Raw genomic sequence first — 24,038 nt, 5'->3', positions numbered from 1 at the left:
CTCCCGCTCTCGGTCAGCTACACCACTCCACGGGACACGACCCCGCTTTACGCACCCCGCAATCCGGCCGGTCGACCGAAGGTTTCGGGGGAGCTCCGGCAGGTCACCGACCGCGACGGGACTTTTTACGTCTGGGTGCGCAACCTCGACCGGGCGTTGCAGCTCGAATGGAAGACCGGCGACAGCTGCGCGTTCTCCTTACGCAACTACGCGATCGACGTCGATCACCTCGACGAGGTCGGCTCGACCGACAATTCGACCTATCGGGTCGAGATGCTGATGCTGCTACCGGCCTTCGAGACCGTCGGCCTCGACCTCGACATGCGCGGCGTCGCCCACGCGCTCGGCATCAGCGAGGAGCGCCTGGTCACCCCTGCGGCGGCGCGACCCAGGTCGCCGGCACCGGCGGCACCGATTACATCTACCTCACCGCCGGCGACCAGACCCTGCGCGGCGGCCGCGGCGCCGACGTCTATTTCGTCGGGCGCGACTCCGGCAACGACATCATCGACGACAAGGACCACGGTGAGACCGACCAGCTGCGCTTCACCGACGTGCTGTCGAACGAGATCGAGGCGGTCCGCGACGGCCAGGATCTGATCTCGCGTGCCCGCAAACACAGCCTATCATTGCGCATCGCCGATCAATTCCTCGGTGAGCTGAACAATCTCCAGATGAGCGGCGCCCGGGTCGAGTCCGGAATGGCCTCGATCGTGTTCGCCGACGGGGTGGTCTGGGACCGTTTACGGATGGCGGTGGAGGTGGTCGACAAGGCCCGCGCCGCCGGCCTCACCAACGACGCGCTGATCGGCTCGGGCTCCGCCGACGTTCTGTGGGGCGGGCGCGGCAACGACTACATGTCCGGTGGCGCGGGCGGCGACATCTACGTCTTCGCGCGCGGCGACGGCCAGGACGTCATCGACGACCAGGGTAAGTTCTCGTTCGGCATCGTCAAGGCGGGCATCGACGTCCTCACCTTCAAGGGCGGCATCACCGCCGACAACCTCCGGCTGATCCGCGACGGCGAGAGCCAGAACCTGAAGATCGTGATCCTCGACGCCGAGGGGCGCGAGACCGGCGACAGGCTCGAGATCATCGGCCAGTTCGGCGGCATGCGCACCGGCGTCGGCATCTTCGCGGAAGCGCTCGAGAGCAGCGACGGACTCGATTACGTCGCCCCCAACCTGATCGAACGCTTCCTGTTCGACGACGGCACCAGCCTCGATTTCGGGCAGATTACCGAGCGGGTGCTGAAGAACGCCAAGACCGCGGGCGACGACGCGATCTTCCGCATGCTGAACTCGAACACGCTGGACGGTGGCGCCGGCGACGACTTCCTGTCCGGCCGCCAGGGCGACGACACCTACGTGTTCGGCCGCGACGTGATCCTCGATAACGGGGTGAACGGCCTGTTCGACCCGTCGGCGCATGACCGGCTCACCTTCGTCGACGAGATCCGCTGGACCGACCTCGACTTCCTGCGCGACGGCCCGAGCGACACCCTGCGCCTGCGCGTCAAGGGCACGACCGACGAAGTGGTGCTGCAGGACTTCCTCGATACGGTCCCGATCGTCGGCTTCGTCAACCTGATCGAGGACGTCGTCTTCGGCGACGGCACCGCCTGGAGCGGGTTGAAGCTCGCCCAGCACTTCATCGACGTGGCGCGGAGTCCCGGCAACGACACGATCTACGGCTTCGACGCGCTCTCCGACGCGATCGACGGCGGCGCCGGCGACGACCGTCTGATCGGGTTCGGCGGCAACGACGTCTATCGCGTCGCGGCGGGGGAGGGGAACGACACGATCCTCGATTCCGACGGCGACGACCGGGTGGTGCTGGAGGCCCATGCCTCGAGCGACGCGAGGGTGCGCCCGGCCGCCCCCGGCTCGACCGACCTCGTCGTGTCCTTCGCCGCCGGCGCGCAGCTCGTCGTCCGGGCCGGGCTCGGCTCCGGCCGCCTGCCGGCGCTGGCCTTCGCCGACGGCGTGGTCTGGGACGAGGCCGCCCTGGTCGGGCGGCGATCGCCGGCCCCGGCCCCGGGGACGACGTCGTGGTCGGCAGCGGCCGCGCCGACACCCTGGCGGGCGGCACCGGCGACGATTCCCTGAAGGGCTGCGCCGGCGACGACACCTACGGCTTCACCCGCGGCGACGGGCGCGACGTCATCGTCGACGCCGCGGGCCGCGACACCCTCGCCATCACCGGCTACCGGCCCGACGAGCTGCGCGTCTCGCAGATCGATCCGTCCCGCACCGAGCTCGTGCTCACCTTCGCCGGCACGACCGACCGGATCGTGCTGCGCTACGATTCCGGCTGGAGCGGGATCGACGCCGTCCGGTTCGGCGACGGCACCGTGCTGACGCTGGAGCGCCTGCGCGAGCGGGTCGGGGCGACCGGCACGCCGCAGGACGACCGCCTGCGCGGGGGCTCGGGCGACGAGACCTTCGCCGCCGGGCCCGGCGACGACGTGATCCGCGGCGGCGGCGGCAACGACGTCTACCGGTTCGGCCGCGGCGACGGCCAGGACCGGATCGAGAGCAACGGCGGCGCCGACGGCCGGGGCATCCTGCTGTTCGGCCCCGGCATCGCGCTGGAGGACGTGGTCGCGACCCGCGACCGCGACGGCAACCTCGTCCTGTCGCTGCGCTGCAGCGACGACCGCGTCACGCTGGTCGATCCCGAGGGCGACCCGGACCCTGTCGTCGCCACCATCGCCTTTTCGGACGGGCGGCGGATCGGCACCCGGGCACTGGCCGCCTCGGTCGCGCCGAGCGACCGCGACGACCGCATCATCGTGCCGTCCGACCTCGTCGCGCCCTTGATCGGCGCGGAGATCTTCGGCGAGGCCGGCAACGACTGGATCGAGGGCGGCCGCGGGGCGGACATCCTCGTCGGCGGCCGCGGCGACGGCCAGGACACCATCGCGGATCTCGAGACCGCGGACGGCGCCGGCCTCGACCGGGTGCGCTTTTCGGCCGGCATCCTGCCCGGCGACATCCGGTTCCTGTCGGTCGGGCCGCAGGACCTGGTGATCGGGCTATCCGGCAGCGACGACCGTCTCACCGTGCGCGACATGTTCCGCGCCGGCGGAGCCGCGGGCGAACGCGGCGTCGAGCTCTTCGCCTTCGCCGACGGGACGGTGTGGGACTTCGCCGAGATCGTGGCGCGGGCCGCTTCCTCGACCGGGGCGGAGGCCGACACGGTCGATTTCGGGGCGCAGTCGGAGGTCGCCGTCACCCTCGATGGCGGGGCCGGCGACGACCTCCTGGCCGGTGGCCGCGGCAACACGACCTACGTCTTCAGCCGCGGCTCCGGCCGTGATACGATCGTGGAGGGTGCCGATTGGGCGGGATCGACCGACCTGCTGCGGCTCGGGGCCGGCCTCACGCCGACCGACGTCGTGGTGGTGAGGAGCGGCGATGACCTCGTCCCGCGGCTCGTCAGCAGCGACGACAGCCTGACGCTCAGCGGGCAGGCGAGCGCAGCCCCGATCGACCGCGTGCGCTTCGGCGACGGAACGCAGTGGTCGGCCGCGATGCTGGCCGGGCGCGCCCTCTCGCCCGAGGCCGCGGAGCGGAGTCTCGGCTGCCGGAGCGCCGACCCGTTCGGCGATCCGGCCTTCGCCGGTGCCGCCGCGGGCCCGGGCGGCGGGTCCGCCCGGGCCTCCTCGACCATCGGCCTCGTGCGCACGCCGACCCGCCGGTTGCCGGCGAACACCCTCGCCGCCGTGGGATCGGCCTCGTCCCTCGGCAGCGGCCTCTACCAGCTGACGCCAGACCGGAGTTGGCAGACCGGGGCGGTCTGGGGCAGCGTCGATCTGGCCAACAGCGTCGTGTGGACGACGCGGATGTATTTCGGGGCCTCCGAGGGCGGCGCCGACGGCGTCTCCTTCGCGTTGCAGAACACCGGACCTGCCGCGCTGTCGTCCTCGGTCATCAATGTCGGCGCCCTGGTCCCGGGCTCCTTCGGCATCCTGTTCGACACCTACGGCCAGTCGACCGATTTCGGCCGCTTCGTCGTCGACGGCGACGTCGGCAACGGCAGCCCCGAGCCGCGCCGCGACTTCGTCCAGCTCGAGGACGGCACCTGGCACGACGTCGTCATCACCTGGGACGCGGCGGCCAAGACCTTCACCTACACGGTGGACGGCGCGACGGCCGGAGCCAAGGCCTACGACCCCGTCACCGCGCTGTTCAAGGGCGACGGCACGGTCTGGTACGGCTACTGGTCACGGCGCAGGCCGGGACCAACCGGCTCGGCTTCCGCGGCACCGGCTCCACCGATGCGCGCTGGCATGCGGCCGGCGCGGGGGCCGACCTCATCGTCGGCACCGCGTCCGACGAGATCCTGGCGGGCGGCGCCGGCGACGACCGGCTGATCGCCGGGGGCGGGATCGACCGCATCGAGATCGGCGCCGGCGTCGCGCCGGGCGGCCTCCAGGTGATCGCCCGCGGCACCACGAGCCTCGTCCTGCGCCTGCGCGACACCGGCGAGGAGCTGACGCTCACCGACGCGCTCTCCTCGGCGGCGAGCGCGATCGAGAGCGTCGTCTTCGCGGATGGGACGGTCTGGGATAGGGCCGAGCTCAGGAACCTGTCCGCCCTCGGCGGCGACGGCGACGATTCCATTACCTGCAGCGCGGGCGCGGACCGGCTCGAGGGCGGGGCCGGCGACGACGACCTCGTCGGCCTCGACGGCGACGACGTGCTGCTCGGCGGCGCCGGCCGCGACCGGCTGGGCGGCGGCAGCGGGGCGGACCGGCTCCAGGGCGGGCCCGGCGACGACACCCTGAGCGGCGGAACGGGCGCCGACACCTACGTCTTCACCGCCGGAGACGGCGCCGACACGATCGACGACCGCGGCGACGACGCGGCCGGAACCTTGCGGATCGCCGGCTACGCCCTCGACCGGATCCGCTTCGGCGGACGCGGCCGCGATCTCGTCATCCGCTTTTCCGACAGCACCGACCGCATCACCGTCCTCGGCGGCCTCGACGAGGCCGGGGGCCTCGGCTCCGTCGAGATCCTCGCCGACGGTGTCACCCTGTCGCTGCCCGAGATCCGCACGAGGCTCGTCCCCGAGATCGGGCTCACCGGCCGATGGCTGGCGGGCGGGGCCGGCGACGACACCCTGGCGGGCGGCACCGGCGACGACAGCTGCGTCTTCGCCCGGGGCGATGGCCAGGACCTGATCCGCGACGGGATCGGCACCGACACCCTGGCCTTCGCGGCCGGCATCCGGCTGGACGAGGTGCGCGCCGTCGACGGCGCCCGGAATCTCGTCCTTGAGATCGCCGGGACCGGCGACCGCATCGACCTCGGCGCGCCCGCCGGGCCCGAGATGGGCATCCGGCGGGTCACCTTCGCGGACGGCACCGTCTGGACGCAAGGGGCGCTGATCGCGCTGTCGCGCGCCGGGACCGGGCGCGACGACGTCCTGCGCGGCGGTTCGAGCGACGATTCCCTGTCGGGCGGGGCCGGCGACGACTGGCTGATCGGCCTGTCGGGCGCCGACACTCTCGACGGCGGCGCCGGGCACGACCGCCTCGAGGGCGGGACCGGCGACGACACCTACCTGTTCGCCGCCGATGGCGGCCACGACCGGATCCTCGACGCGGGCGGCACCGACGCGGTGGTGCTCGCCCCCGGCCTCGCGCCCTCCGACCTCGCGGTGACGCAGAGCCGCGACGGGGCCAACCTCGCCCTGGTGGTGACGGCGACCGGCGCGCGGCTCACGATCGAGGACGCGCTCGGCGGCGGCCGGATCGAGGTCGTCCGCTTCACCGACGGCACGGTCTGGACCGTGGCCGACCTGCTCGGCCGGACGGCGGCCTTCGACGACGATGCCCTCACGGGCGACGACGGCGCCGACGTGATGGCAGGGTCCTTGGGCAACGACAGCCTGTCTGGGGGCCGCGGCGACGACATCTACCGTTTCGCCCCCGGCGACGGCAGCGACGTCATCCACGACCGCTCCGGCTCCGGCGGCGACCGGCTCGAGATCAGCGGCTACGCCGCCGACGAGGTCAGCTTCCACCGCCTGACCGCCGACGGCGCCGACGTGGCGATCCGTTTCGCCGGCACCACCGACCAGATCGTCGTCGTCGATGCGCTCGCGCCGGACGGCGCCGGCATCGAGACCGTGGCGCTCGCCGGCGGGCCGGCTTTCTCGGTCGCCGACATCCGCCGGGCTATCCTGGCGAGCCGCACCACCGCGGGCAACGACGTTGTCATCGGCACCGAGGGCGCCGACACCCTCGCGGGCGGCCGCGGCGACGACCTCCTGCGCGCGGCCGGCGGCGACGACACCTATCTCTACCGCCGGGGCGACGGCGACGACCGCATCGACGCGGTCGGCGCCGACACCTTCGCAGGCCGGCCCGGTAACGACCTGCTGGCGGGCCTCGCGGGCGGCGACTTCTACCGGTTCGGCGCCGGCGCGGGCCACGACACCGTGACCGATACCGGCACCTCCGGCACCGACCGGATCGAGATCCGCGACTTTTCCTCGACGCAGGCGCGGGTCGAGCAGCTCGATCGCGGTTCCGAGGCGGTCGTGATCCGCTTCACCGGGGCCCCGTCCGACAGCCTGACCGTGCTCGGCGCCCTGGCCTCGGACGCGAAGGGCATCGAGAGCATCACCTTCGCCGACGGCGTGACCTGGATCAAGGACAGCCTGGTCCGGCTCCTCGGCAACCGGGCGCCGGTGGCGCTCGACGAACGCTTCTACTCGGTGCGGACCGGGGACGAGATCGTCCTCAAGGCGGCCGACCTCCTGCGCAACGACTTCGACGCCGACGGCGACCGCCTGCGCATCGTCGCCGTCGAGACCGCGGCCACCGGCCTCGTCCGGATCGACGAGCGGGGCGACCTGCGCTACCGGGCGCTCGACGGCTTCTACGGCCCGACCTCGCTCGCCTACACGGTCGAGGACGGGCGCAACGGTTTTGCCACCGCCTCGGTCGACCTCCGGGTGCGGCCGATCGCGACGGCGCGGCCGGATACCGGCTTTGCCGTGGCGGAGGATTCCTCCCTCGTCATCCGGGTCGAGCGCCTGCTCGCCAACGACCTCGACGGCGACCGCATGGTAGTCGGCCAGGTCTACGGCGCGACGAACGGCGCGGTGGCGCTGGCGAGCGACGGCACCGTCACCTTCACGCCCTCGCCCGACTTGAACGGCACCGCGGCGTTCACCTACGCGGCGAACACCCCGGAGGGCGGCCGGGCCGAGGCCACGGTGACGATCCAGGTCACGCCCGTCAACGACGCGCCCCTGGCGAGGGCCGACCGGATGGAGGCTTTCGCCGAGGGCACGAGCGTCACCCTCGATCCGCGCACGCTGCTCGCCAACGAGTCCGACATCGACGGCGATACGCTCACCGTCCGCTCGGTGCGCTCCAGCGCCGACATCGCCGTGTCGATCGGCGAGAACGGCCTGATCCGGGTCGTCCCCCGCGCCTATTACTGGGGCGAGGCGACGTTCGACTACGTCGTCGCCGATGCCGCCGGTGCGACCGCGACGGGCCAAGTCCGCTTCACCGTCACCCCGGTCAACGACCCGCCGGATCTCTCCGACGACCGGTTCGAGACCACCGAGTCCGGTGCGCCGATCCGCGAGGACAACCCGATCGTCATCGGGGCCGACCGGCTCATCGCCAACGACGTCGAGCATGACGGCGAGGCGATGACGGTGACCGCCGTTCGCGGGGTGCGCGGAGGCAGCCCGCAGCTTCTCGAGAACGGCACCGTCCTGTTCACGCCCTGGACCGACTTCAACGGCGAGGCCGCGTTCGAGTACCGGGTCGAGGACGGGCATGGCGGGGTCGCCTGGGCGCGGGCGATCCTGATCTACCAGCCGGTCAACGACCTGCCGGGCGCCGGCGACGACCACCACACCGATCGTCGCTTGCCGATCCTGCGCGGCCGCGAGGACGTGCCGATCGAGATCCCGACCGTCGAGTTCGTGAAGAAGGACGCCGACCCGGAGGGTTTCACGGTCCGCTTCGAGAGCGCCGGCAGCGCGATCCACGGCGACAACCGGGTCACCGACCACGGCACCATCGTGTTCACGCCGGACGCCGATTACTGGGGCGAGGCGACCTTCGCCTACCTCGTCTCCGACCCCGAGGGCGCGGTCGACGGGGCCGCCGTCACCCTGTGGTTCGAGAATATCGGCGACGCACCGCCGGTGGCGCGCCGCGACGTGACCTACGTCAACGAGGACATCCCGGTCGTCATCCCGATCGCGCAGCTCATGGCCAACGACAGCGACGTCGACCGCGATCCGCTGCGCTTCGTCGGCTGGCGCGAGACGACGCGCTTCGACGCCCTGACCTACGGGGCCGAGGCCGGGGGGACGCTGAACGGCACGATCGAGTCCGACGGCGCCGGCAACCTGGTGATCACCCCGGACCGCGGCGCGAGCCGCAGCGCCGGCTTCGTCTACCGGATCACCGACGACGCCGACGGCGAGGCCGAGGCTTACGTCGAGATCGTCGTCGTGCCGTCGAACGAAGATCCGACGGTCGGGGAGGACGAGGGCTTCGTCACGCCGCTCGGCGTGCCGCTGGTCCTGCGCGATTCCGACCTCCTGGCGAACGACTTCGACATCGAGCAGGCCGACCGCGACGGCAACGGCACGATCGACGACGACCTCGACGATCCGCGCCGTGCCCGCCCGACCTTCGCCGGCCTCGTGGGCGTCTACGACGCCGAGGCGCTCGCCCTCGGGCAGCGGATCCCGCGCGGGCAGGTCGAGGTCGAGACCTGGGCCGGCGAGACCTTCGTGGTCGTGCGTTGTCCCGAGGGCTTCGCCGGCGCGGTCGCGGTCGAGTACCGCATCACGGACGCCGAGGGGGCGACCGATACGGGCTTCGCCATGGCGCGGATCGACGCGGCCTATGGCGGCTCTTTACGCGGCACCAGCGGTGCCGACCTCCTCGTCGGGAGCGCCGGGGCGGATATCGTCCGGGCGCTCTCCGGCAACGACCTCGTCCGGACCGGCGCCGGCGACGACGTGCTCCTGGGGGGCGACGACCTGCTGCTCGAATTCGAGCGCCAGGACGGCTTCCTCGTCGACACGGTGCGGGCGCGCGGCCATTTTCTCGGGCGCGAGACCGGCCTCGAGGAGGTGGTGTTCTCCGACGGCACGGTCTGGTCGCGCGAGCGCCTCGACGCGCTCCAGCGCCTCGGCCGCTTCAACGCCGTCGACGACGTCGTGCGCTTTGCCTGCGAGGACGAGCCGCTCGTCATCGATCCCGCCCGGCTCATCGAGAACGATTCGGACGGCGGCACGCTCACCCTCGTCGGTGTCGGCGCCGCTTTGCATGGCAGCGTGGCCCTGAGGCCGGACGGCCGCATCGCGTTCCTCGGCGCGCCGGACTTCAACGGCGACGCCTTCTTCGCCTACACGGTGCGCGACGCGTTCGGCCGCGAGTCGAGCGCCCGGGTCGAGGTCGACCTCGCGCCCGTGAACGACGCGCCGACCGCCCTCGACGATCCGACGGTCCCGGCGACCGAGGACCGGATCCTGCGGACCCGGATCGCCTCGCTGCTGGCCAACGACAGCGATGTCGACGGCGAGTTCGAGGGCCTGCACATCGTCCGCATCGACCCGCTGACCAACGGGGCCGGCGCCGAGATCGATCGCTACAAGGAATCGGAGTTCCCCTTCGCGGCCACCAACGCCACCGGCCGGATCGACGGCGAGTACCTGGAGTTGCGGCTGCGGCCCGGTTATTTCGGGCCGGCGGGCTTCGTCTACACGCTCGGCGACGCCGCCGGCGCCACGGCGACCGCCCGGGTCGAGATCGCGGTCGCCCCGGTCAACGACGCGCCGCGGGACCACGACCGGATCCACGAGATCCGGCTCGGCCGCGACGCCTCCGTCACGGTGGCCGACCTCCTGGCCGAGACCTACGACGTCGAGGGCGACGCGATCACCTTCGTCGGCCTGCATGGCGGCCTCGACGGGGAGCCCGGCAGCAACGGCCGCGCGGTGCTGGATGCCGGCCGCGTCACCTTCACGCCGTCCGCCTCGGGATCGGCGAGCATCGCCTACGACGTCGCCGACGCCCGCGGTGCGGCGGCGACGCTGACCTACGATTTCCGGGTCCGGCCGCTCAACGACGCGCCGCGGGCCGCCGACGATTACGGCCTGCGCACGCTCGAGGACCGGGCCCTCGTCATCGATCCGGCCGTGCTGCTCGCCAACGACACCGACGAGAACGGCGACACCCTCGTGGTCGAGAGCGTCGCCCGCTTCGCCGAGGGCGGCAAGGTCCGCCTGCGCGAGGACGGCCGGATCGAGTTCCGGCCGAAGCCCGACTATAACGGCGCAGCCCGCTTCGCCTACACGGTCTCGGACGGGCGCGGCGGCACAGCCACCGCCGCCGCGTCGATCACGATCCTGCCGCGCAACGAGGGGCCGATCCTCCGCAACGACCGCGTCGCCGGCATCGAGGACGGACCGCTCGTCGTCATCCCGGCGGAGGCGTTCGGCAACCACGTCGAGCCGGACGGCGACGTGCTGTTCTTCCGCAACGCCCGGGTGCTCGGGACGGTCGACCACCGCTTCCTGTCGGCCGGCTTCACCGCCGATGCGGCGCTCGCCGACGGATCGCCGCTGCCGTCCTGCCTGCGTTTCGATCCGGCAGCGATGCGCTTCTCCGGCCAGCCGGCCGGCACCGATCCGGTCGCCCTCGACGTCTGGGTCACCGATCCGGCCGACGGGCGGGTGTTCGACACCCGGCTCACGCTGACCGCGGCGATGATCCGCGAGGGCTTCGACGCCCGCCCGGCGGTGCTGGAGGGCTACGAGATCCGCCGGCCCTTCGCGGTGTCGTACGGGTTCGGGGCCGGAGACCTCGATGCGGCGACGCAGGTCACCGCCGCGCTCGCCGACGGCACCGCTCTGCCCGGCTGGCTCCGCTTCGACCCCGCGACCTTGCGCTTCACCGGTACGCCACCGCAGGGGACGACCGGTCCGATCGCGGCCCGCCTCACCTTCTCCCGGCCGAATCGAACCGGTGGCGAATCCCTGGTCTTCACCGACGGCCTCGCCCTCGATCCGGCCGCCCTGCCGGCGGGCATCGCCTATGACGGGCGCGTCGCGCTGTTCGACCTGAAGGGCGGGACGGTCGCGGCGGCGACGGCCGGCCTGCATCCGCTGCCGGACTGGCTGACCTTCGCGCCTGCGACCCGCACCTTCGGCCTCACCGGCTTCCCGCCGGAGGACGGGGCGGCGAGCACGCGCCTGCAGGTCGTGTTCACCCCGGGTCCGCGGGTCCTGCCGGACGGCACGGTCGCCACCAGCGACCGCAGCTTCACCCTCGAAGTCGTGGTCGATCCCGGCCGGGACCTCGGCTCCCAGGCGGCGGCGATCAACCGGACGCTGGCGGGCGAGGTCAATTTCGCCGCGAGAGGCCTGTTCGCCCTCGACCTCGACGGGGCCGGCCCGGTTCCCGAAGGGAGGTCAGCGGATCGCGATCCCGGGCCGGCACGCTCCCGTTCCCTAACGGCAGCGTTCTGGTCAAGCTCGCCTGGAAGCGGATGCTGTCCTCCGAGTTCGCGTCGGCGACGGGCCGCGCCACGACCCTGCAGGTCATGGTCAAGGACGTGACGCGCTATCCGGAATCGGGCGGCTGGGGCTTCGGCCGCTTCGTCGACGGCAAGCCCGTCGATGAGGTGCAGCACCAGACCTGCTCTGCCTGCCACGAGGAGCGGGTGAGGGAGCGCGACTTCGCCGTCACCCGCTGCGTCCGTCGGCCATCCGCAACGCCTGGCCCGACGATCGTCTCGAGCAGGCAGCGACGCTCTGACCGCCCCATGCACTACGGAGCCCCGGCGGCGGGCCGCTGCGTCGCCCCGGTCCAGCGGTGGGTGAAGGCATTCGACTCGAAATCCGCGGCCACGAAGGCGATGAAGGACCGGACCTTGGCCGAGAGGTGCTTGCGGGTCGGGTAGGCGAAGTTGATGCGAAGCCGCGGCAGGTCCCAGTCGTCGAGGACCGGCACGAGGCGCCCGGCCATGACGTCGTCGTGGACGATATAGGTCGGTTGCACCAGGATGCCGTGGCCGTTCAGAGCCGCGGCGCGCAGGATCTGACCGTCGTTCGATTCGAGCAGGCCGTGTGCCGGCACCCGCACCATCTCGGCCCCGCGCGAGAAGCCGAGCTCGTTGGGGTTGTTGGCATAGATGTAGAGCAGCAGGGCGTGCTGCGCGAGGTCCCGGGGGTGGAGCGGCGTACCCGCCCGCGCGAGGTACGACGGGGCGGCCGTGAGGATGCGGCGGGTCTCGGCCAAGCGCCGGATGGTGATCGCGCGGTCGGGCTCGAACTCGCGGGTGCGGATCGCGACGTCGATCCCGGCATCGATCAGGTCGACGTAGCGGTTCGAGACTTCGACGTGCACGCGCACGTTCGGATAGAGGGCGTGGTAGGCCGGCAGCCGCGGCGCGATATGGAGGAGCGAGAAGGACAAGGAGGCGCTGACCCGGAGCAGGCCGCTCGGAGCGAGCGCCGCACCGGTGAGTTCGGCCTCGCTGTCGGCGACATCCGCCAGGATGCTGCGGGCGCGCACCAGGAGCTTGCCGCCCTCGTCCGTGAGCGAGAGGGTACGGGTGCTGCGCCGCACCAGCAGCACGCCCAGCCGCTCCTCCAGGGCCGCGAGCGTGCGGCTCGCCGCGGCGATCGACAGGCCGCGGATCTGCGCGGCCCCGCTGATGCTGCCGGTCTCGGCGACCGCCACGAAGAGGTCGAGCTGGCCGAGACGGTCCATTTTCTCAGATCCTGCAAAACTGTTTCACGCGCAGGCCATCTTATGCCCCGACAGCGGAAAACTTAAAAATCGGTCCATGGGCGGCCGAGGCCGGCTGCGGATCGGGATGACGCCGGATGATCAAGCACATCGTGATGTGGCGGATGGCCGGTGCGTCGCCGGCCGAGAAGGCGGGCAACGCCGAGCGGGTGCGCACCGCCTTCGAGGGCCTGCGCGGTCGGATCCCCGGGCTCCTCCACCTGGAAATCGGCCTCGACGAGAGCCGGATCGACGATGCCTGCGACGTCGTCCTCTACACCGAGTTCGACAGCCCCGCGGCGCTCGACGCCTACCGCGATCACCCGGAGCACGGCCGCGTGCGGGCGGAGCTGGAGGGCCTGCGGATCAGCCGGCACCAGGTCGATTACGGGGTAGGGGCCTGACGATGGAGGCGTTCCGCTTTCCCGGCCTGCCGACCCGCGTGGTGTTCGGGCACGGCACCCTTGCGCAGGTGCCGCGCGAGATGGAGACCCTCGGGCGCTCCCGCGCGGTCGTGCTCTCGACGCCGCAGCAGCGGGGACAGGCCGAGGCGCTCGCTCGCCTCCTGGGAGATCGCGCCGTCGGGGTGATCGCGGAGGCGGTGATGCACACGCCCGTCGCCGTGACCGAGGCCGCGGTGGCGCGGGTGCGGGCCCTCGATGCGGATTGCGTGATCGCGATCGGGGGCGGCTCGACGACGGGGCTCGGCAAGGCGATCGCGTTGCGCACCGACCTCGACCAGATCGTGGTGCCGACGACCTATGCCGGCTCGGAGATGACGCCGATCCTCGGCGAGACCCGCGACGGTGCCGAGCCGGGCCGGAAGGCCAAGACCACGCAGAAATCGCGAGACATCCTGCCGGAGGTGGTGGTCTACGACGTCGACCTCACGCTCGGCCTGCCCGCGGGCCTTACGGCGACCTCGGGCCTCAACGCCGTCGCGCACGCGGTCGAGGCGCTCTACGCTGAGGATCGCAACCCGATCGTCTCGCTGATGGCCGAGGAGGCGATCCGGGCCCTCGCCCGGGCCCTGCCGATGATCGCGGCCGCGCCGCAGGATCGTGCCGCGCGGGCGGAGGCGCTCTACGGCGCGTGGCTCGCCGGGGCCTGCCTCGGCACGGTCGGCATGGCACTGCACCACAAGCTCTGCCACGTGCTCGGCGGCTCTTTCGATCTGCCGCATGCCGAGACGCATACGGTCGTGCTGCCCCACGCCGCCGCCTACAACGCCCCGGCCGCGCCGGAGGCCATGGCCCGGGTCGCCCGCGCCCTCGGGGCGGCGGACGCGCCGCAAGGCCTCTACGACCTCGCCGCCTCGCTCGGTGCGCCGACGACCCTGGAGGCGATCGGCATGCCGGAGACGGGGCTCGACCGGGCGGCGGAGGCGGCGGTGGCGAGTCCCTACTGGAACCCGCGGGCGCTGGAGCGGGGTGCGATCCGCCGGCTGCTCGACGACGCGTTCCACGGGCGCCGTCCGGACGCGGCGGTGTAGGATCATGGTCGGGCGCGAAGGCAGCACCCGAGAGGGAACGCCCAGGACGGGAGAGGCGCCGATGCGCGACTTCAACGAGCACACCATCACGCAGGCCGTGGTCGACCGCTTCGCCGAGACGCCGGACCCGCGCCTGAAGGCGATCCTGACGAGCCTCGTGCGCCACCTGCACGACTTCGTGCGAGACGTCGACCTGACCTTCGAGGAGTGGCAGGCCGGCATCGCCTTCCTGACCCGCACCGGGCAGACGTGCGACCAGCACCGGCAGGAATTCATCCTGCTCTCGGACACGCTCGGCGTCTCGATGCTGGTCGACGCCATCAACCACCGGATGCCGGAGGGCGCGACCGAGACCACGGTGCTCGGCCCCTTCTACGTCGAGGAGGCGCCAGAGCGGCCGAACGGCGCGGACATCGCCGGCCCGCTCGAGGGTACGCCGCTCCTCGTCACCGGCTCGGTCGCTTCCGCGGACGGAAGGCCGCTCGCGGGCGCCGCGGTCGACGTCTGGCACGCCGACGACGACGGCGCTTACGACGTGCAGCAGCTCGATGCGCTCGGCGGGCTCGCCGGCCGGGCGCAGTTTCGCACCGACCGGCAAGGCCGCTTCCACTTCTGGACCGTGATGCCGGCCTGGTACCCGATCCCCGCCGACGGGCCGGTCGGCGAGATGCTGAACGCCACCAGCCGCCACCCGAACCGGCCGGCGCACGTGCATTTCATGATCGCGGCGCCCGGCCACGAGACGCTGATCACCCACGTCTTCGCGGCGAACAGCCCCTGGCTCGATTCGGACGCGGTGTTCGGGGTGAAGACCTCGCTGATCGCGGAATTCGCCGAGCACCCGGCCGGCACCGCACCGGACGGGCGGGCGATGGAGCGGCCCTACCGCCACCTCGCCTACGATTTCGGCCTGAAGCCCGCCTGATCCGGCAACCGTCCGATACGGCGTCCGGAAGATTCCGTCCGGACGCCGTATCACCAGCCCGCGCGGTGAAGCCGTAGGCTTCACACGCCTGAGCGAAGCCGGTTTCCGCATCGCGGAGCGATCAATCCGGAAACCGTATGACAGGGGCCGAGACCCGGACGAAGACCCCGAGGAACGGGGCCGTCGCATCGATTCCACCAGGGAGGACACCATCATGAGCGAGGCAACGACCGGCGCCGTCAGCGCCGTCCCGGCCGAGGGCCCGGGACGCTGGATCGCGGAACTCGGGCCGAAGGAGAAGCGGACGCTCGGCGCCTGCGTCGGCGGCTGGGCGCTCGACGCGATGGACGTGCAGCTCTACAGCTTCGTGATCCCGACGCTGATCGCCACCTGGGGCGTGACCCGGGCCGAGGCCGGGGCGCTCGGCACCGCGGCGCTCCTCACCTCGGCGATCGGCGGCTGGCTCGCCGGCTTCCTCGCCGACCGCTGGGGGCGGGTGCGCACGCTGCAGATCGCGATCCTGTGGTTTGCCGGCTTCACCTTCCTGTCGGGCCTCGCGCAGAGCTTCGAGCAACTCTTCGTCGCCCGCGCCCTGATGGGCCTCGGCTTCGGCGGCGAGTGGGCGGCGGGCGCGGTGCTGCTCGGCGAGACCATCCGGCCCGAGCATCGCGGCAAGGCGCTCGGTACCATGCAGTCGGGCTGGGCGCTCGGCTGGGGCGCCGCCGCCCTTCTCTACACCCTGTTCTTCTCGCTCCTGCCGCCCGAGACGGCGTGGCGTGCCTTGTTCTTCGTCGGCATCGCGCCTGCGATCCTGGTGTTCTTCCTGCGCCGCTACATCGAGGAGCCGGAGGTCTATCGGGAGTCGCAGGCGAAGATCGCCGAGACCGGCGACAAGCCGTCCTTCTTCGAGATCTTCCAGCCACCGCTCCTGCGCATTACCTTCCTCGGTGCGCTGATGAGCACGGGGGCGCAGGGCGGCTACTTCGCGGTGACGACCTGGCTGCCGACCTTCCTGCGCACCGAGCGGGGCCTGTCGGTCATGAATTCCGGCGGCTACCTCGCGGTGCTGATCGTCGGCTCGTTCTTCGGCTACCTCGCGGGCGCCTACCTCGCCGACCGGATCGGACGGCGCGCCACCTTCCTGACCTTCGCGATCGGTGCCGGCTTGGTGGTGACGACCTACACGATGGTTCCGTTCGGCGACGCCGCCATGCTGGTGCTCGGTTTCCCCCTCGGCTTCTTCGCGTCCGGCGTCTTCAGCGCCATGGGGGCGTTCTTCACCGAGCAGTTCCCGACCCGGGTGCGCGGCGTCGGGCAGGGCTTCGCCTACAATTTCGGCCGGGCGATCGGCGCGGTGTTTCCGACGCTGGTCGGTGTGATGTCGGCCACGATGCCGCTCGGCCAGGCGATCGGGCTGTTCGCGGCCGCGGCCTACGCCACCATGGCGGTCGCGGCGTTCCTCCTGCCCGAGACCAAGGGCAAGGCCCTGACGGCGTGACCGAGCAGGCTTGCGTTGAATGGCCGACGCAAGCCTGCCTGTTTTTGCTCAGTCGCAGATTTCTGTCGCAAAACCGGCAACCACTTTTGCGAAATCTGCTTGGGAGAGACCACATGCAGACCGGCTGGATCGGCCTCGGCAAACTCGGCGCGCCCATGGCGCGTCACCTGGCGCGCCATCTCGTGGCAGCGGGATACCCCGTCCTCGCCCTCGACCGCGATCCCGGCCGGCTCGCCGCCGTGCCGGGGGCCGAGGCCGCCGGCCTCGACCGGATCGCAGCCTGCGGCGTCGTGATCACGAGCCTGCCCGACGACGCGAGCCTGCGCGCCGTCGCCCTCGGAACGGAGGGCCTCCTGTCCCGGATGGCGCAGGACGGCGTGCTGGTCGAGACCAGTACCGTCTCGCCGGAGACGAGCGCGGCGTTGCGCGAGGCCGCCGAGGCGCGGGGTGTCCTCTATCTCGCGGCCCCGGTCTCGGGCTCGACCGCGACCGCGGAGGCCGCCGCCCTCACCCTGTTCTGCTCGGGGCCGGAGGCGGCCCTGGAGCGGGTCCGCCCGCTGCTCTCGACCTTCGCCCGCACCATTCACGCCGTCGGTACGGGGGAGGAAGCGCGCTTCCTCAAGCTCGCGATCAACCACTTCGTCGGCTCGACCGCGCAGATCGCCGCCGAGGCGCTGACGCTCGCCCGCAAGGGCGGGGTCGCCTGGGAGACGGTCCTGGCGGTCCTCGGATCCTCCGTCGCCGCCTCGCCGCTGGTCGCCTACAAGCTCGATCCCCTGCGGCGGCGCGACTTCACGCCCGCCTTCTCGGTCGCCCAGATGCTCAAGGACATGAGCCTCGCCGTGGCGGCGGGCGAGGCGACCGGTGTCGCGATGCCGGTGGCCGCCCTGGTGCGCGACCTCTACGCCGAGCAGACCGGCACCGACCTGCGCGACCTCGACTTCTTCGCCGCCCTGCTCGCCGCCGAACGCCGCGCCGGCCTCGGCGAGCCCGCGTGACCGGGAGATTTCCCTTGCCCCACTACGCTATCCACGCCCTCGATCATGCCGGGGCCCTCGAGCGGCGGCTCGCCCATTACGAGGCGCACAAGGCCTATCTCGGTGGTCCGCTCCCGGTGCAGATCCTGATCTCGGGCCCGCTCCTCGCCGAGGACGGCGAGACGATGACCGGCAGCCTCTTCATCGTCGAGGCGCCCGACCGGGCTGCGGTAGATGCCTTCCATGCCGCCGACCCGTTCCGCGCGGCGGGAATCTGGGACCGCGTGGAGATCACGGCGTTCCGGATGCGCCAGGTCGCCTTGCCGCGCAGCTAGAGCGTTTTCCGACGAAGTGGACACCGGTTCGTCGAAGAAAACACGATTAAACAAAGACTTGGAGAGCTTCGCGATTGCAACGCGATCGTGAAGCGCTTTAGAGCAGCGGCCCCGCGCCCTTCGGAAGACGGCACGGGCTAAGCAGACCTGCGTTGGCAAGCCAACGCCTCGTCCGCTTAGGTTGTTGTTTTATCGCAGGTTTTTGTCGCAAAACCGGCCACCACTTTTGCGAAATCTGCTTAGTTGCCGGCAGACGGACCAGACCGGCCGCCTCCTCTTCATCGGCGTCCGCGACGACGGGACGCCGGTGCCGAGCGCTGCGCGCTTCTCCCGCGCCATGGGAATCGTCACCGGTAGGCGGCGGATCTACGTCGCGGATGCGGCCTGCCGAGAGGAGGGGAATGCGCCGCTCACGCGACCATCACGGGGGTCAGGTCCCGGAGCCAGCTCTGGGCCTGGACGAAGCCCGTGACGTGGGGCGCCAGCGCCCGCGGATTGAGGTCGTGGACGACGAAGATCCACATCGCGTCCTCCACCACCGGCGGGCGGGCGCCGTTCCGGATGCCGACCGTCGCCACGACGGCCCGGTCGTGACCGTCGTCCGTCCCGAATTTCGACACCAAACCAGAGGCTTGGCGAAAATTCGAGAACAGGGCCAAAGCTCGTTCTCAACGACCGTCGGCAGAGATCCGCGGCAGCCGTGGCACGCTGTCCAGAAGGGTGCGCGTATAGGCGTGCGACGGGCTCGCGAAGACGGCGGCGACCGGGCCTTCCTCGACCACGCGCCCCTGGCTCATCACCAGCACGCGGTCGCACAGGGTGCGCACCACGGCGAGGTTGTGGGAGATGAACAGGTAGGTGAGCGAGAGCTCGCGGCGCAACGTGCCGAGAACCTCCAGGATCTGGGCCTGCACCGAGACGTCCAGCGCCGAGGTCGGCTCGTCGAGGACGAGGAAGCGGGGTTCCGGCGCGAGCGCGCGGGCGATGCAGACCCGCTGCTTCTGCCCGCCCGAGAGTTCGTGCGGGTAACGGTGCCGGAAGGCGCGCGGAAGGCTGACGAGGTCGAGCAGCCGGTCGACCCGCGCCTGGAGCGCCGCGCCCCGGGCGATATTCTGGACACGCAGCGGTTCGGCGATCGCCTCGCCGATCGTGCGCCGCCCGTTGAGGGCGGAATGCGGGTTCTGGAAGACGATCTGCATATCCCGGCGCAGGCGCCGCATCGCCCCGTCGCCGAGCGCCGTGATGTCCTGGCCGTCGAACGTGACCGTCCCGGCGCTCGGCTCGATCAGGCGCAGGACCATGCGGGCGATCGTCGATTTGCCGGAGCCAGATTCGCCGACGATCCCCAAAACCTCGCCGGTCCCGATGGAGAACTCGACGCCGTCGACGGCCCGCACCTCGCGCACTCCGCTCGCGTGGAAGACCTTGACGAGGCCGGTGGCGCGCAGGAGCGGCGATGGTGGGAGGGGCCCCAGATCAGGCGAGGTCGGCATGGTGGCACGCGACGCTGTGAGTGGGGTCGGCGCGGCGCATGGCGGGCCGCTCGGTCGTGCAGATCGCCGTGGCGTGGGCGCAGCGCGGGTGGAAGCGGCAGCCGGAAGGCGGATCGATCAGGCTCGGGATCGTGCCCGGCACGCCTTGGAGGCGCCGGATCTCGCCGTCGATCTCCGGCAGGGCCGCGAGCAGGCCGCGCGTATAGGGATGGAGCGGACGCGCCAGCACCTGCGCCGTCGGGCCTTCCTCGACGACGTTGCCGGCGTACATGACGGCGACGCGCGCGGTCAGCGCCGCGATCGCCCCGACATCGTGGCTGATCATCACCACCGTCAGCGCCAAAGTCTCGACGAGGTCGCGCAGGAGCCGCAGCACCTGTGCCTGGACCGTCACGTCGAGGGCGGTCGTCGGCTCGTCGGCGATCAGGAGGCGCGGCTTGCCGGAGAGCGCGAGGGCGATCAGCACGCGCTGGCGCATGCCGCCCGAGAGCTGGTGCGGATAGGAATCGAGCACCCGCTCCCGCTCGCGCAGGGCCACCTGCGCCAGCAGCGCGGCCGCCCGGGCCCGGCGCTCGGCCAGGGCGATCCGCGGGGCGCCGTGCGCCCGCGCATGGGCGGCGATCGCATCGCCGAGCTGCCGCCCGATCGTGAAGAGCGGGTTCAGGTAGGTCATCGGGTCCTGGAAGATCATCGCGATCTTCACGCCCCGTACGCTCCGCCAGTCGCGCTCGCTGAACGCCGCGACGTCGCGCCCCTCGAACAGGATGCGCCCGCCCGTGCGCTGCGCCCGGCCCGGGCCGATGCCGAGGATCGACCGGGCGAGCACGGTCTTACCGCAGCCGGACTCGCCGACGATGCCCAGCGTCTCGCCCTCGCTCAGCGCGAGGTTGATGCCGTTCAGCACCCGCGCCGGCCCGTCGAAGGTCGGGATCGCGAGGTGGTAATCCTCGATCGCGAGCAGCGCGCTCATCGCCCCGTGCTCCTCATCGTCCGGCACTTTTGGGGTCGAGGATGTCGCGCAGGCCGTCGCCGAGCAGGTTGAAGCCGAGCACGGTCAGGAAGATGGCGAGGCCCGGGCAGGCCGAGTACCACCACCAGTCAGGCATGTAGGAGCGGGCGACCGAGATCATCGCGCCCCATTCCGGATCCGGCGGCTTGGCGCCAAGCCCGATGAAGCCGAGGCTCGCGGCCGAGAGCACGGCGAGGCCCATATCCATCGACAGCTTGACGATGATCGGCGACAGGCAGTTCGGCAGGATGTGGTGCCACAGGATCCAGGGCGTGCGGGCGCCCGCGGCCCGGCTCGCCTCGACGAACAATTCCTCCTTGACCGACAGGGTCTTGGCCTCGACGAGGCGGACGTAGCCCGGCCACCAGACGAGCGCGAGCGCCGCGATGCAGTTCGCGATGCCGGGGCCGAGCGCCGCCACGATCGCGAGCGCCAGCGCGAGGCCCGGCACCGCGAGGAACAGATCGGTGAGGCGCATGATGGCGCCGCGCACCAGGCGGCTCTTCGTGTAGCCGGCGACGATCCCGAGCGGCACGCCGATGCCGGCCCCCACCACGGTGATGATGAGGCCGATCCACAGCGAGATGCGGGCGCCGACGATGACCCGGGACAGGAGGTCGGCGCCCATCTCGTCGGTGCCGAAGGGGTGGGCCCAGGACGGGGACAGGAGTCGCTGCGACAGCTTCACGGCGCCCATCGTGTCGCCCGGATAGGGGGCGAGCCAGGGTCCGAAGGCGGCGAGCACCAGGAACAGCACGACGAGGGCGAGGCCCAGCATCGAGGAGAACGAGCGGGAGAAGAGATGGGCGTAGAGCCGCCACTGGCGGATCGTGGTGGCGTGGCGCACCCGGAAGGCGGGCGGCGCGTCGGAGAGGGCAGGGGAGATGTCCGGGAGCGCCATCACGCGGCCCTCAGGCGCGGGTCGATCCACGCATAGGCGAGGTCGACCAGGATGTTGACGGTCATGAAGCAGAGCCCGATCGCCAGCGTCACCCCGACGACCGGCTTGAAGTCCGAGGCGAGCGCCGAGGAGACCGCGTAGAGGCCGATGCCGGGCCAGTCGAACACCGTCTCGACGAGCACGGTGGAGCCCAGCATCCAGCCGAAGCGCAGGCCGATCATCGCGAGGGTGGGCAGGAGCGCGTTGCGCAGGGCATAGATTGCGACGATGCGAAACGGCGCGATGCCGTGGGCGCGCGCCGCCACGACGTGATCGGATTGCAGCGCCTCGATCATCTCGGCGCGGTTCACCCGGAGGATCGACGCGAGGCACGGGAAGGACAGCACGATCGCCGGAAGCAGGATGTGGAAGAGCGCCTCGCGAAAGGTCTCGAACTGCCCGCGGAGCAGCGAATCGACGAGGATCAGGCCGGTGATCGCCGCGGGCGGCGCCTCCGAGAGCGGCAGGCGGCCCGAGACCGGCAGCCATTCGAGATGCACGGCGAAGTAGAGCTGAAGCAGGATGCCGAACCAGAAGGCCGGCAGCGCCACCCCTGAGATCGACAGGATGCGGGTGAGGTGGTCGATCGCGCCGTCGCGCTTCAGGGCCGACAGGATGCCGAGCGGCAGCCCGAGCCCGACGCCGATTGCCATCGCGACGAGCACCAGTTCGAGCGTCGCCGGGAAATAGCGCCCGAGCTCGGACAGGACCGGCCGCGTCGTGACGATCGAGGTGCCGAGATCGCCCCGCGCGAGGTCGCCGAGATAGATCGCGAGCTGCACCGGCAGCGGCTTGTCGAGGCCGTATTCCCGGCGGACGGTCTCGACCATGTCGGCGGTCGCCTCGGGGCCGGCGACGAGCCGGGCGGGATCGCCCGGCGCCACGTTGGTGATGAGGAAGGTCAGCACGGCGAGGCCGAGCATCGTGCCGGCGACGGTCAGGAGCTTCTTGAGCGCGAAGCGCAGCAAAGCCGTTCCCCCTCGAGCCTACTTGGCGTCGATCCAGAGCGGGTAGAGGTCGACCTCGCCGGTGAACCGCACCGGGCTGAAGCTGAAGCCCTTCAGCACGTCGCGGCGGGCCCAGCGGCGGTTCTGCACCATGCCGAACACCTCCGGCTGGTCGGCGACGATCCGCTTCTGGATCTCGGCATAGAGGGGCGCACGCTTGTCCCAGTCGGGCGTCGAGCGTGCCTCGTCGATCATCCGGGCGACGTCCGGGTTGTCGTAGAACGACATCGCGAAGTACTGGCCCCAGGAATTGGGGTGGTACTGATAGGCGACCGCGTCCGGGTCGGTCGAGATCGGCGTCACGAAGACCGAGGTCAGGTTCGGCGAGGTCTCCGGTTTCGAGCCCTTGGCCACCATGTTCGGCCATTGCTCGGGCCGCATGTCGACCTTGATGTTGAGGGCGGAGAGATTGTCGAGGAGAAGAAGGCCGATCCGGCGCGCCTCCTCGAGCCCGGCGATGTGGTCGTATTCGAGGGTGATCCCGCCATTCGGATAGGCCGACTTCGCCAGATACTCCTTCGCCTTGGCGAGGTCGCGCCGCGGCATGCCCGGCACGTCGATATGGCCCTTCATGCCGGCCGGAAACACGCTCGTCTGGAGCCTGGCGGCACCGTTGTAGATCTGGACCAGGCCGTCATAGTCGAGGGCGTAGGCGATCGCCTTGCGCAGGTTCGGGTCGGCGGTCGGCCCGACCTTGTTGTTCATCTTGATGCCGAAGGTCGTCATGCCGGCATGGTCCTCGATCGCCACGCCCTTCTGGCGCGCGACCTGGACGTAGTCGTCCGGCGTCAGGCCCTCGACGATGTCGGATTCGCCCCGCAGCAGCGAGGCCTTCTGGGCGGCCGGCTCGCGGACGATCCGGTAGATCACGCCGGCCGGGCGGTGCGCCTCGCCCTGCGGCCAGCCCTTCCAGTAATCGGGCACCGCGGCGAGTTCGTGGAGCACGTTGGGCTCCCAGCGCTTGATCGTGAACGGGCCGGAGCCGGCCTCGTGGTCAGTGAGCCACTTCTGGCCGTCGTCGCCGTCGACCGCATGTGCTTCGACCTGCTTCGGATCGACGACGTACCACCAGGGTAGGAACGACAGGAAGGCCGCGTAAGGTTTTTTCAGCGTGAAGCGGACGGTCCTGGCATCGACCGCCTCGACGCCCTCCGGCCCGAGGAAGTCCTTGAGCATCCAGGCGACGCCCTTGTTGAGCTTCAAGCCGCGGACGAAGGAGTAGCGCACGGCCTCGGCGTCGACCGGGTCGCCGGTGTGGAACTTCGCCGTGCCGGTGAGATGGAACGTCCAGGTCTTGCCGTCGGGGCTGGTCTCCCAGCTTTCGGCGAGCCACGGCTTCACCTCGGCCGGGTTGCCTTCGTACTTGACGAGGGCGTCGTAGACCGCCTGCTGCAGCATGCGGGTCGACCAGTCGTAGCGCACGTGCGGATCGAGCACCGGCACCTGCTGGCGCCCGCCGAACACGATCACCTTGCGGTCGCCGACGCGCTCGAAGGCGCCGGCGGGACCGACGGCGCCCGCCAGCAGAGCCGCTGCGAGCAATCCGAGGCCGAGTCTGCGCATCGGGCG

16 protein-coding genes and 2 pseudogenes are annotated in these 24,038 nt (G+C 71.3%); 11 read left to right on the top strand and 7 right to left on the bottom strand.

Annotated features, from left to right (window positions below; genetic code table 11):
• Nucleotides 1–135: 135 nt before the first annotated feature.
• The 5 genes and pseudogenes from AC3AOF_RS31865 to AC3AOF_RS31845 form a co-directional block, all read left to right on the top strand.
• Entirely contained in the window at nt 136–600 is a 465-nt protein-coding gene (locus AC3AOF_RS31865; protein ID WP_488349102.1) for a hypothetical protein, read from the top strand.
• Nucleotides 555–2,108 carry a hypothetical protein gene (locus tag AC3AOF_RS31860; protein WP_488349101.1) on the top strand — a complete coding sequence of 518 codons (1,554 nt, stop codon included), beginning with the start codon at nt 555–557 and terminating at the stop codon, nt 2,106–2,108. Before AC3AOF_RS31865 ends, AC3AOF_RS31860 begins: the two co-directional genes overlap by 46 nt.
• On the top strand, nt 2,051–4,378 hold the full coding sequence (locus AC3AOF_RS31855) for a calcium-binding protein (RefSeq protein WP_488349100.1): 2,328 nt from the start codon (nt 2,051–2,053) through the stop codon (nt 4,376–4,378). The genes AC3AOF_RS31860 and AC3AOF_RS31855 overlap by 58 nt, the downstream gene beginning before the upstream one ends.
• Nucleotides 4,321–11,010, top strand: a pseudogene (locus tag AC3AOF_RS31850) (tandem-95 repeat protein); the annotation flags it as partial. The gene AC3AOF_RS31855 and the pseudogene AC3AOF_RS31850, both read left to right, overlap by 58 nt.
• Nucleotides 11,011–11,549: 539 nt before the next feature.
• Nucleotides 11,550–11,681, top strand: a pseudogene (locus tag AC3AOF_RS31845) (cytochrome P460 family protein); the annotation flags it as partial.
• A 149-nt stretch (nt 11,682–11,830) separates the two neighbouring features.
• Here AC3AOF_RS31845 and AC3AOF_RS31840 read toward each other — a convergent pair.
• The gene (locus tag AC3AOF_RS31840) at nt 11,831–12,775 is read right to left on the bottom strand and encodes a LysR family transcriptional regulator (protein ID WP_236993469.1); all 945 of its coding nucleotides are present in this window, start codon (nt 12,773–12,775) and stop codon (nt 11,831–11,833) included.
• A 116-nt stretch (nt 12,776–12,891) separates the two neighbouring features.
• Between AC3AOF_RS31840 and AC3AOF_RS31835 the strand changes: the two genes are divergently transcribed.
• The 6 genes from AC3AOF_RS31835 (at nt 12,892) to AC3AOF_RS31810 (ending at nt 18,020) form a co-directional block, all read left to right on the top strand.
• Entirely contained in the window at nt 12,892–13,197 is a 306-nt protein-coding gene (locus AC3AOF_RS31835; protein WP_236993468.1) for a Dabb family protein, read from the top strand.
• A gap of 2 nt (nt 13,198–13,199) precedes the next feature.
• Nucleotides 13,200–14,285 carry a maleylacetate reductase gene (locus tag AC3AOF_RS31830; protein ID WP_488349099.1) on the top strand — a complete coding sequence of 362 codons (1,086 nt, stop codon included), beginning with the start codon at nt 13,200–13,202 and terminating at the stop codon, nt 14,283–14,285.
• Nucleotides 14,286–14,346: 61 nt separating this feature from the next.
• On the top strand, nt 14,347–15,210 hold the full coding sequence (locus AC3AOF_RS31825; protein WP_488349098.1) for an intradiol ring-cleavage dioxygenase: 864 nt from the start codon (nt 14,347–14,349) through the stop codon (nt 15,208–15,210).
• Nucleotides 15,211–15,424: 214 nt separating this feature from the next.
• A complete protein-coding gene (locus AC3AOF_RS31820; protein WP_236993465.1) occupies nt 15,425–16,708 on the top strand; it encodes an MFS transporter in 1,284 nt (427 codons plus the stop codon).
• Between the two features lie 113 nt (nt 16,709–16,821).
• Complete coding sequence (locus AC3AOF_RS31815; protein WP_236993464.1) at nt 16,822–17,706, top strand: NAD(P)-dependent oxidoreductase; 885 nt, start codon at nt 16,822–16,824, stop codon at nt 17,704–17,706.
• A gap of 14 nt (nt 17,707–17,720) precedes the next feature.
• Complete coding sequence (locus AC3AOF_RS31810; RefSeq protein WP_236993463.1) at nt 17,721–18,020, top strand: YciI family protein; 300 nt, start codon at nt 17,721–17,723, stop codon at nt 18,018–18,020.
• A gap of 410 nt (nt 18,021–18,430) precedes the next feature.
• Here AC3AOF_RS31810 and AC3AOF_RS31805 read toward each other — a convergent pair whose 3' ends face one another.
• From AC3AOF_RS31805 to AC3AOF_RS31780, 6 genes are read right to left on the bottom strand one after another with little or no spacing between them, the layout of a single operon-like run.
• A complete protein-coding gene (locus AC3AOF_RS31805) occupies nt 18,431–18,640 on the bottom strand; it encodes a hypothetical protein (protein WP_488349097.1) in 210 nt (69 codons plus the stop codon).
• A 48-nt stretch (nt 18,641–18,688) separates the two neighbouring features.
• Nucleotides 18,689–19,513, bottom strand: coding sequence for an ATP-binding cassette domain-containing protein (locus AC3AOF_RS31800; RefSeq protein WP_488349096.1), 825 nt, complete (start codon nt 19,511–19,513; stop codon nt 18,689–18,691).
• Nucleotides 19,497–20,483 carry an ABC transporter ATP-binding protein gene (locus AC3AOF_RS31795; protein ID WP_488349095.1) on the bottom strand — a complete coding sequence of 329 codons (987 nt, stop codon included), beginning with the start codon at nt 20,481–20,483 and terminating at the stop codon, nt 19,497–19,499. Before AC3AOF_RS31795 ends, AC3AOF_RS31800 begins: the two co-directional genes overlap by 17 nt.
• A gap of 13 nt (nt 20,484–20,496) precedes the next feature.
• Nucleotides 20,497–21,423, bottom strand: a complete 927-nt coding sequence (locus tag AC3AOF_RS31790) for an ABC transporter permease (protein WP_236993459.1) — start codon at nt 21,421–21,423, stop codon at nt 20,497–20,499.
• A complete protein-coding gene (locus AC3AOF_RS31785) occupies nt 21,423–22,430 on the bottom strand; it encodes an ABC transporter permease (RefSeq protein ID WP_488349094.1) in 1,008 nt (335 codons plus the stop codon). The genes AC3AOF_RS31790 and AC3AOF_RS31785 overlap by 1 nt, the downstream gene beginning before the upstream one ends.
• An 18-nt stretch (nt 22,431–22,448) precedes the next feature.
• Nucleotides 22,449–24,032, bottom strand: coding sequence for an ABC transporter substrate-binding protein (locus tag AC3AOF_RS31780; protein WP_488349093.1), 1,584 nt, complete (start codon nt 24,030–24,032; stop codon nt 22,449–22,451).
• Nucleotides 24,033–24,038 lie beyond the last annotated feature (6 nt).

It is taken from the genome of Methylobacterium sp. 142-1Y (assembly GCF_057747795.1).
This window is presented reverse-complemented; position numbering and strand designations above follow the sequence as displayed.

What these genes read in the sequence shown, in the direction of transcription:
- AC3AOF_RS31840 (WP_236993469.1), bottom strand. Translation starts at nt 12,775, where the DNA reads ATGGACCGTCTCGGCCAGCTCGACCTCTTCGTGGCGGTCGCCGAGACC.
- AC3AOF_RS31835 (WP_236993468.1), top strand. Translation starts at nt 12,892, where the DNA reads ATGATCAAGCACATCGTGATGTGGCGGATGGCCGGTGCGTCGCCGGCC.
- AC3AOF_RS31830 (WP_488349099.1), top strand. Translation starts at nt 13,200, where the DNA reads ATGGAGGCGTTCCGCTTTCCCGGCCTGCCGACCCGCGTGGTGTTCGGG.
- AC3AOF_RS31825 (WP_488349098.1), top strand. Translation starts at nt 14,347, where the DNA reads ATGCGCGACTTCAACGAGCACACCATCACGCAGGCCGTGGTCGACCGC.
- AC3AOF_RS31820 (WP_236993465.1), top strand. Translation starts at nt 15,425, where the DNA reads ATGAGCGAGGCAACGACCGGCGCCGTCAGCGCCGTCCCGGCCGAGGGC.
- AC3AOF_RS31815 (WP_236993464.1), top strand. Translation starts at nt 16,822, where the DNA reads ATGCAGACCGGCTGGATCGGCCTCGGCAAACTCGGCGCGCCCATGGCG.
- AC3AOF_RS31800 (WP_488349096.1), bottom strand. Translation starts at nt 19,513, where the DNA reads ATGCCGACCTCGCCTGATCTGGGGCCCCTCCCACCATCGCCGCTCCTG.
- AC3AOF_RS31795 (WP_488349095.1), bottom strand. Translation starts at nt 20,483, where the DNA reads ATGAGCGCGCTGCTCGCGATCGAGGATTACCACCTCGCGATCCCGACC.
- AC3AOF_RS31790 (WP_236993459.1), bottom strand. Translation starts at nt 21,423, where the DNA reads ATGGCGCTCCCGGACATCTCCCCTGCCCTCTCCGACGCGCCGCCCGCC.
- AC3AOF_RS31780 (WP_488349093.1), bottom strand. Translation starts at nt 24,032, where the DNA reads ATGCGCAGACTCGGCCTCGGATTGCTCGCAGCGGCTCTGCTGGCGGGC.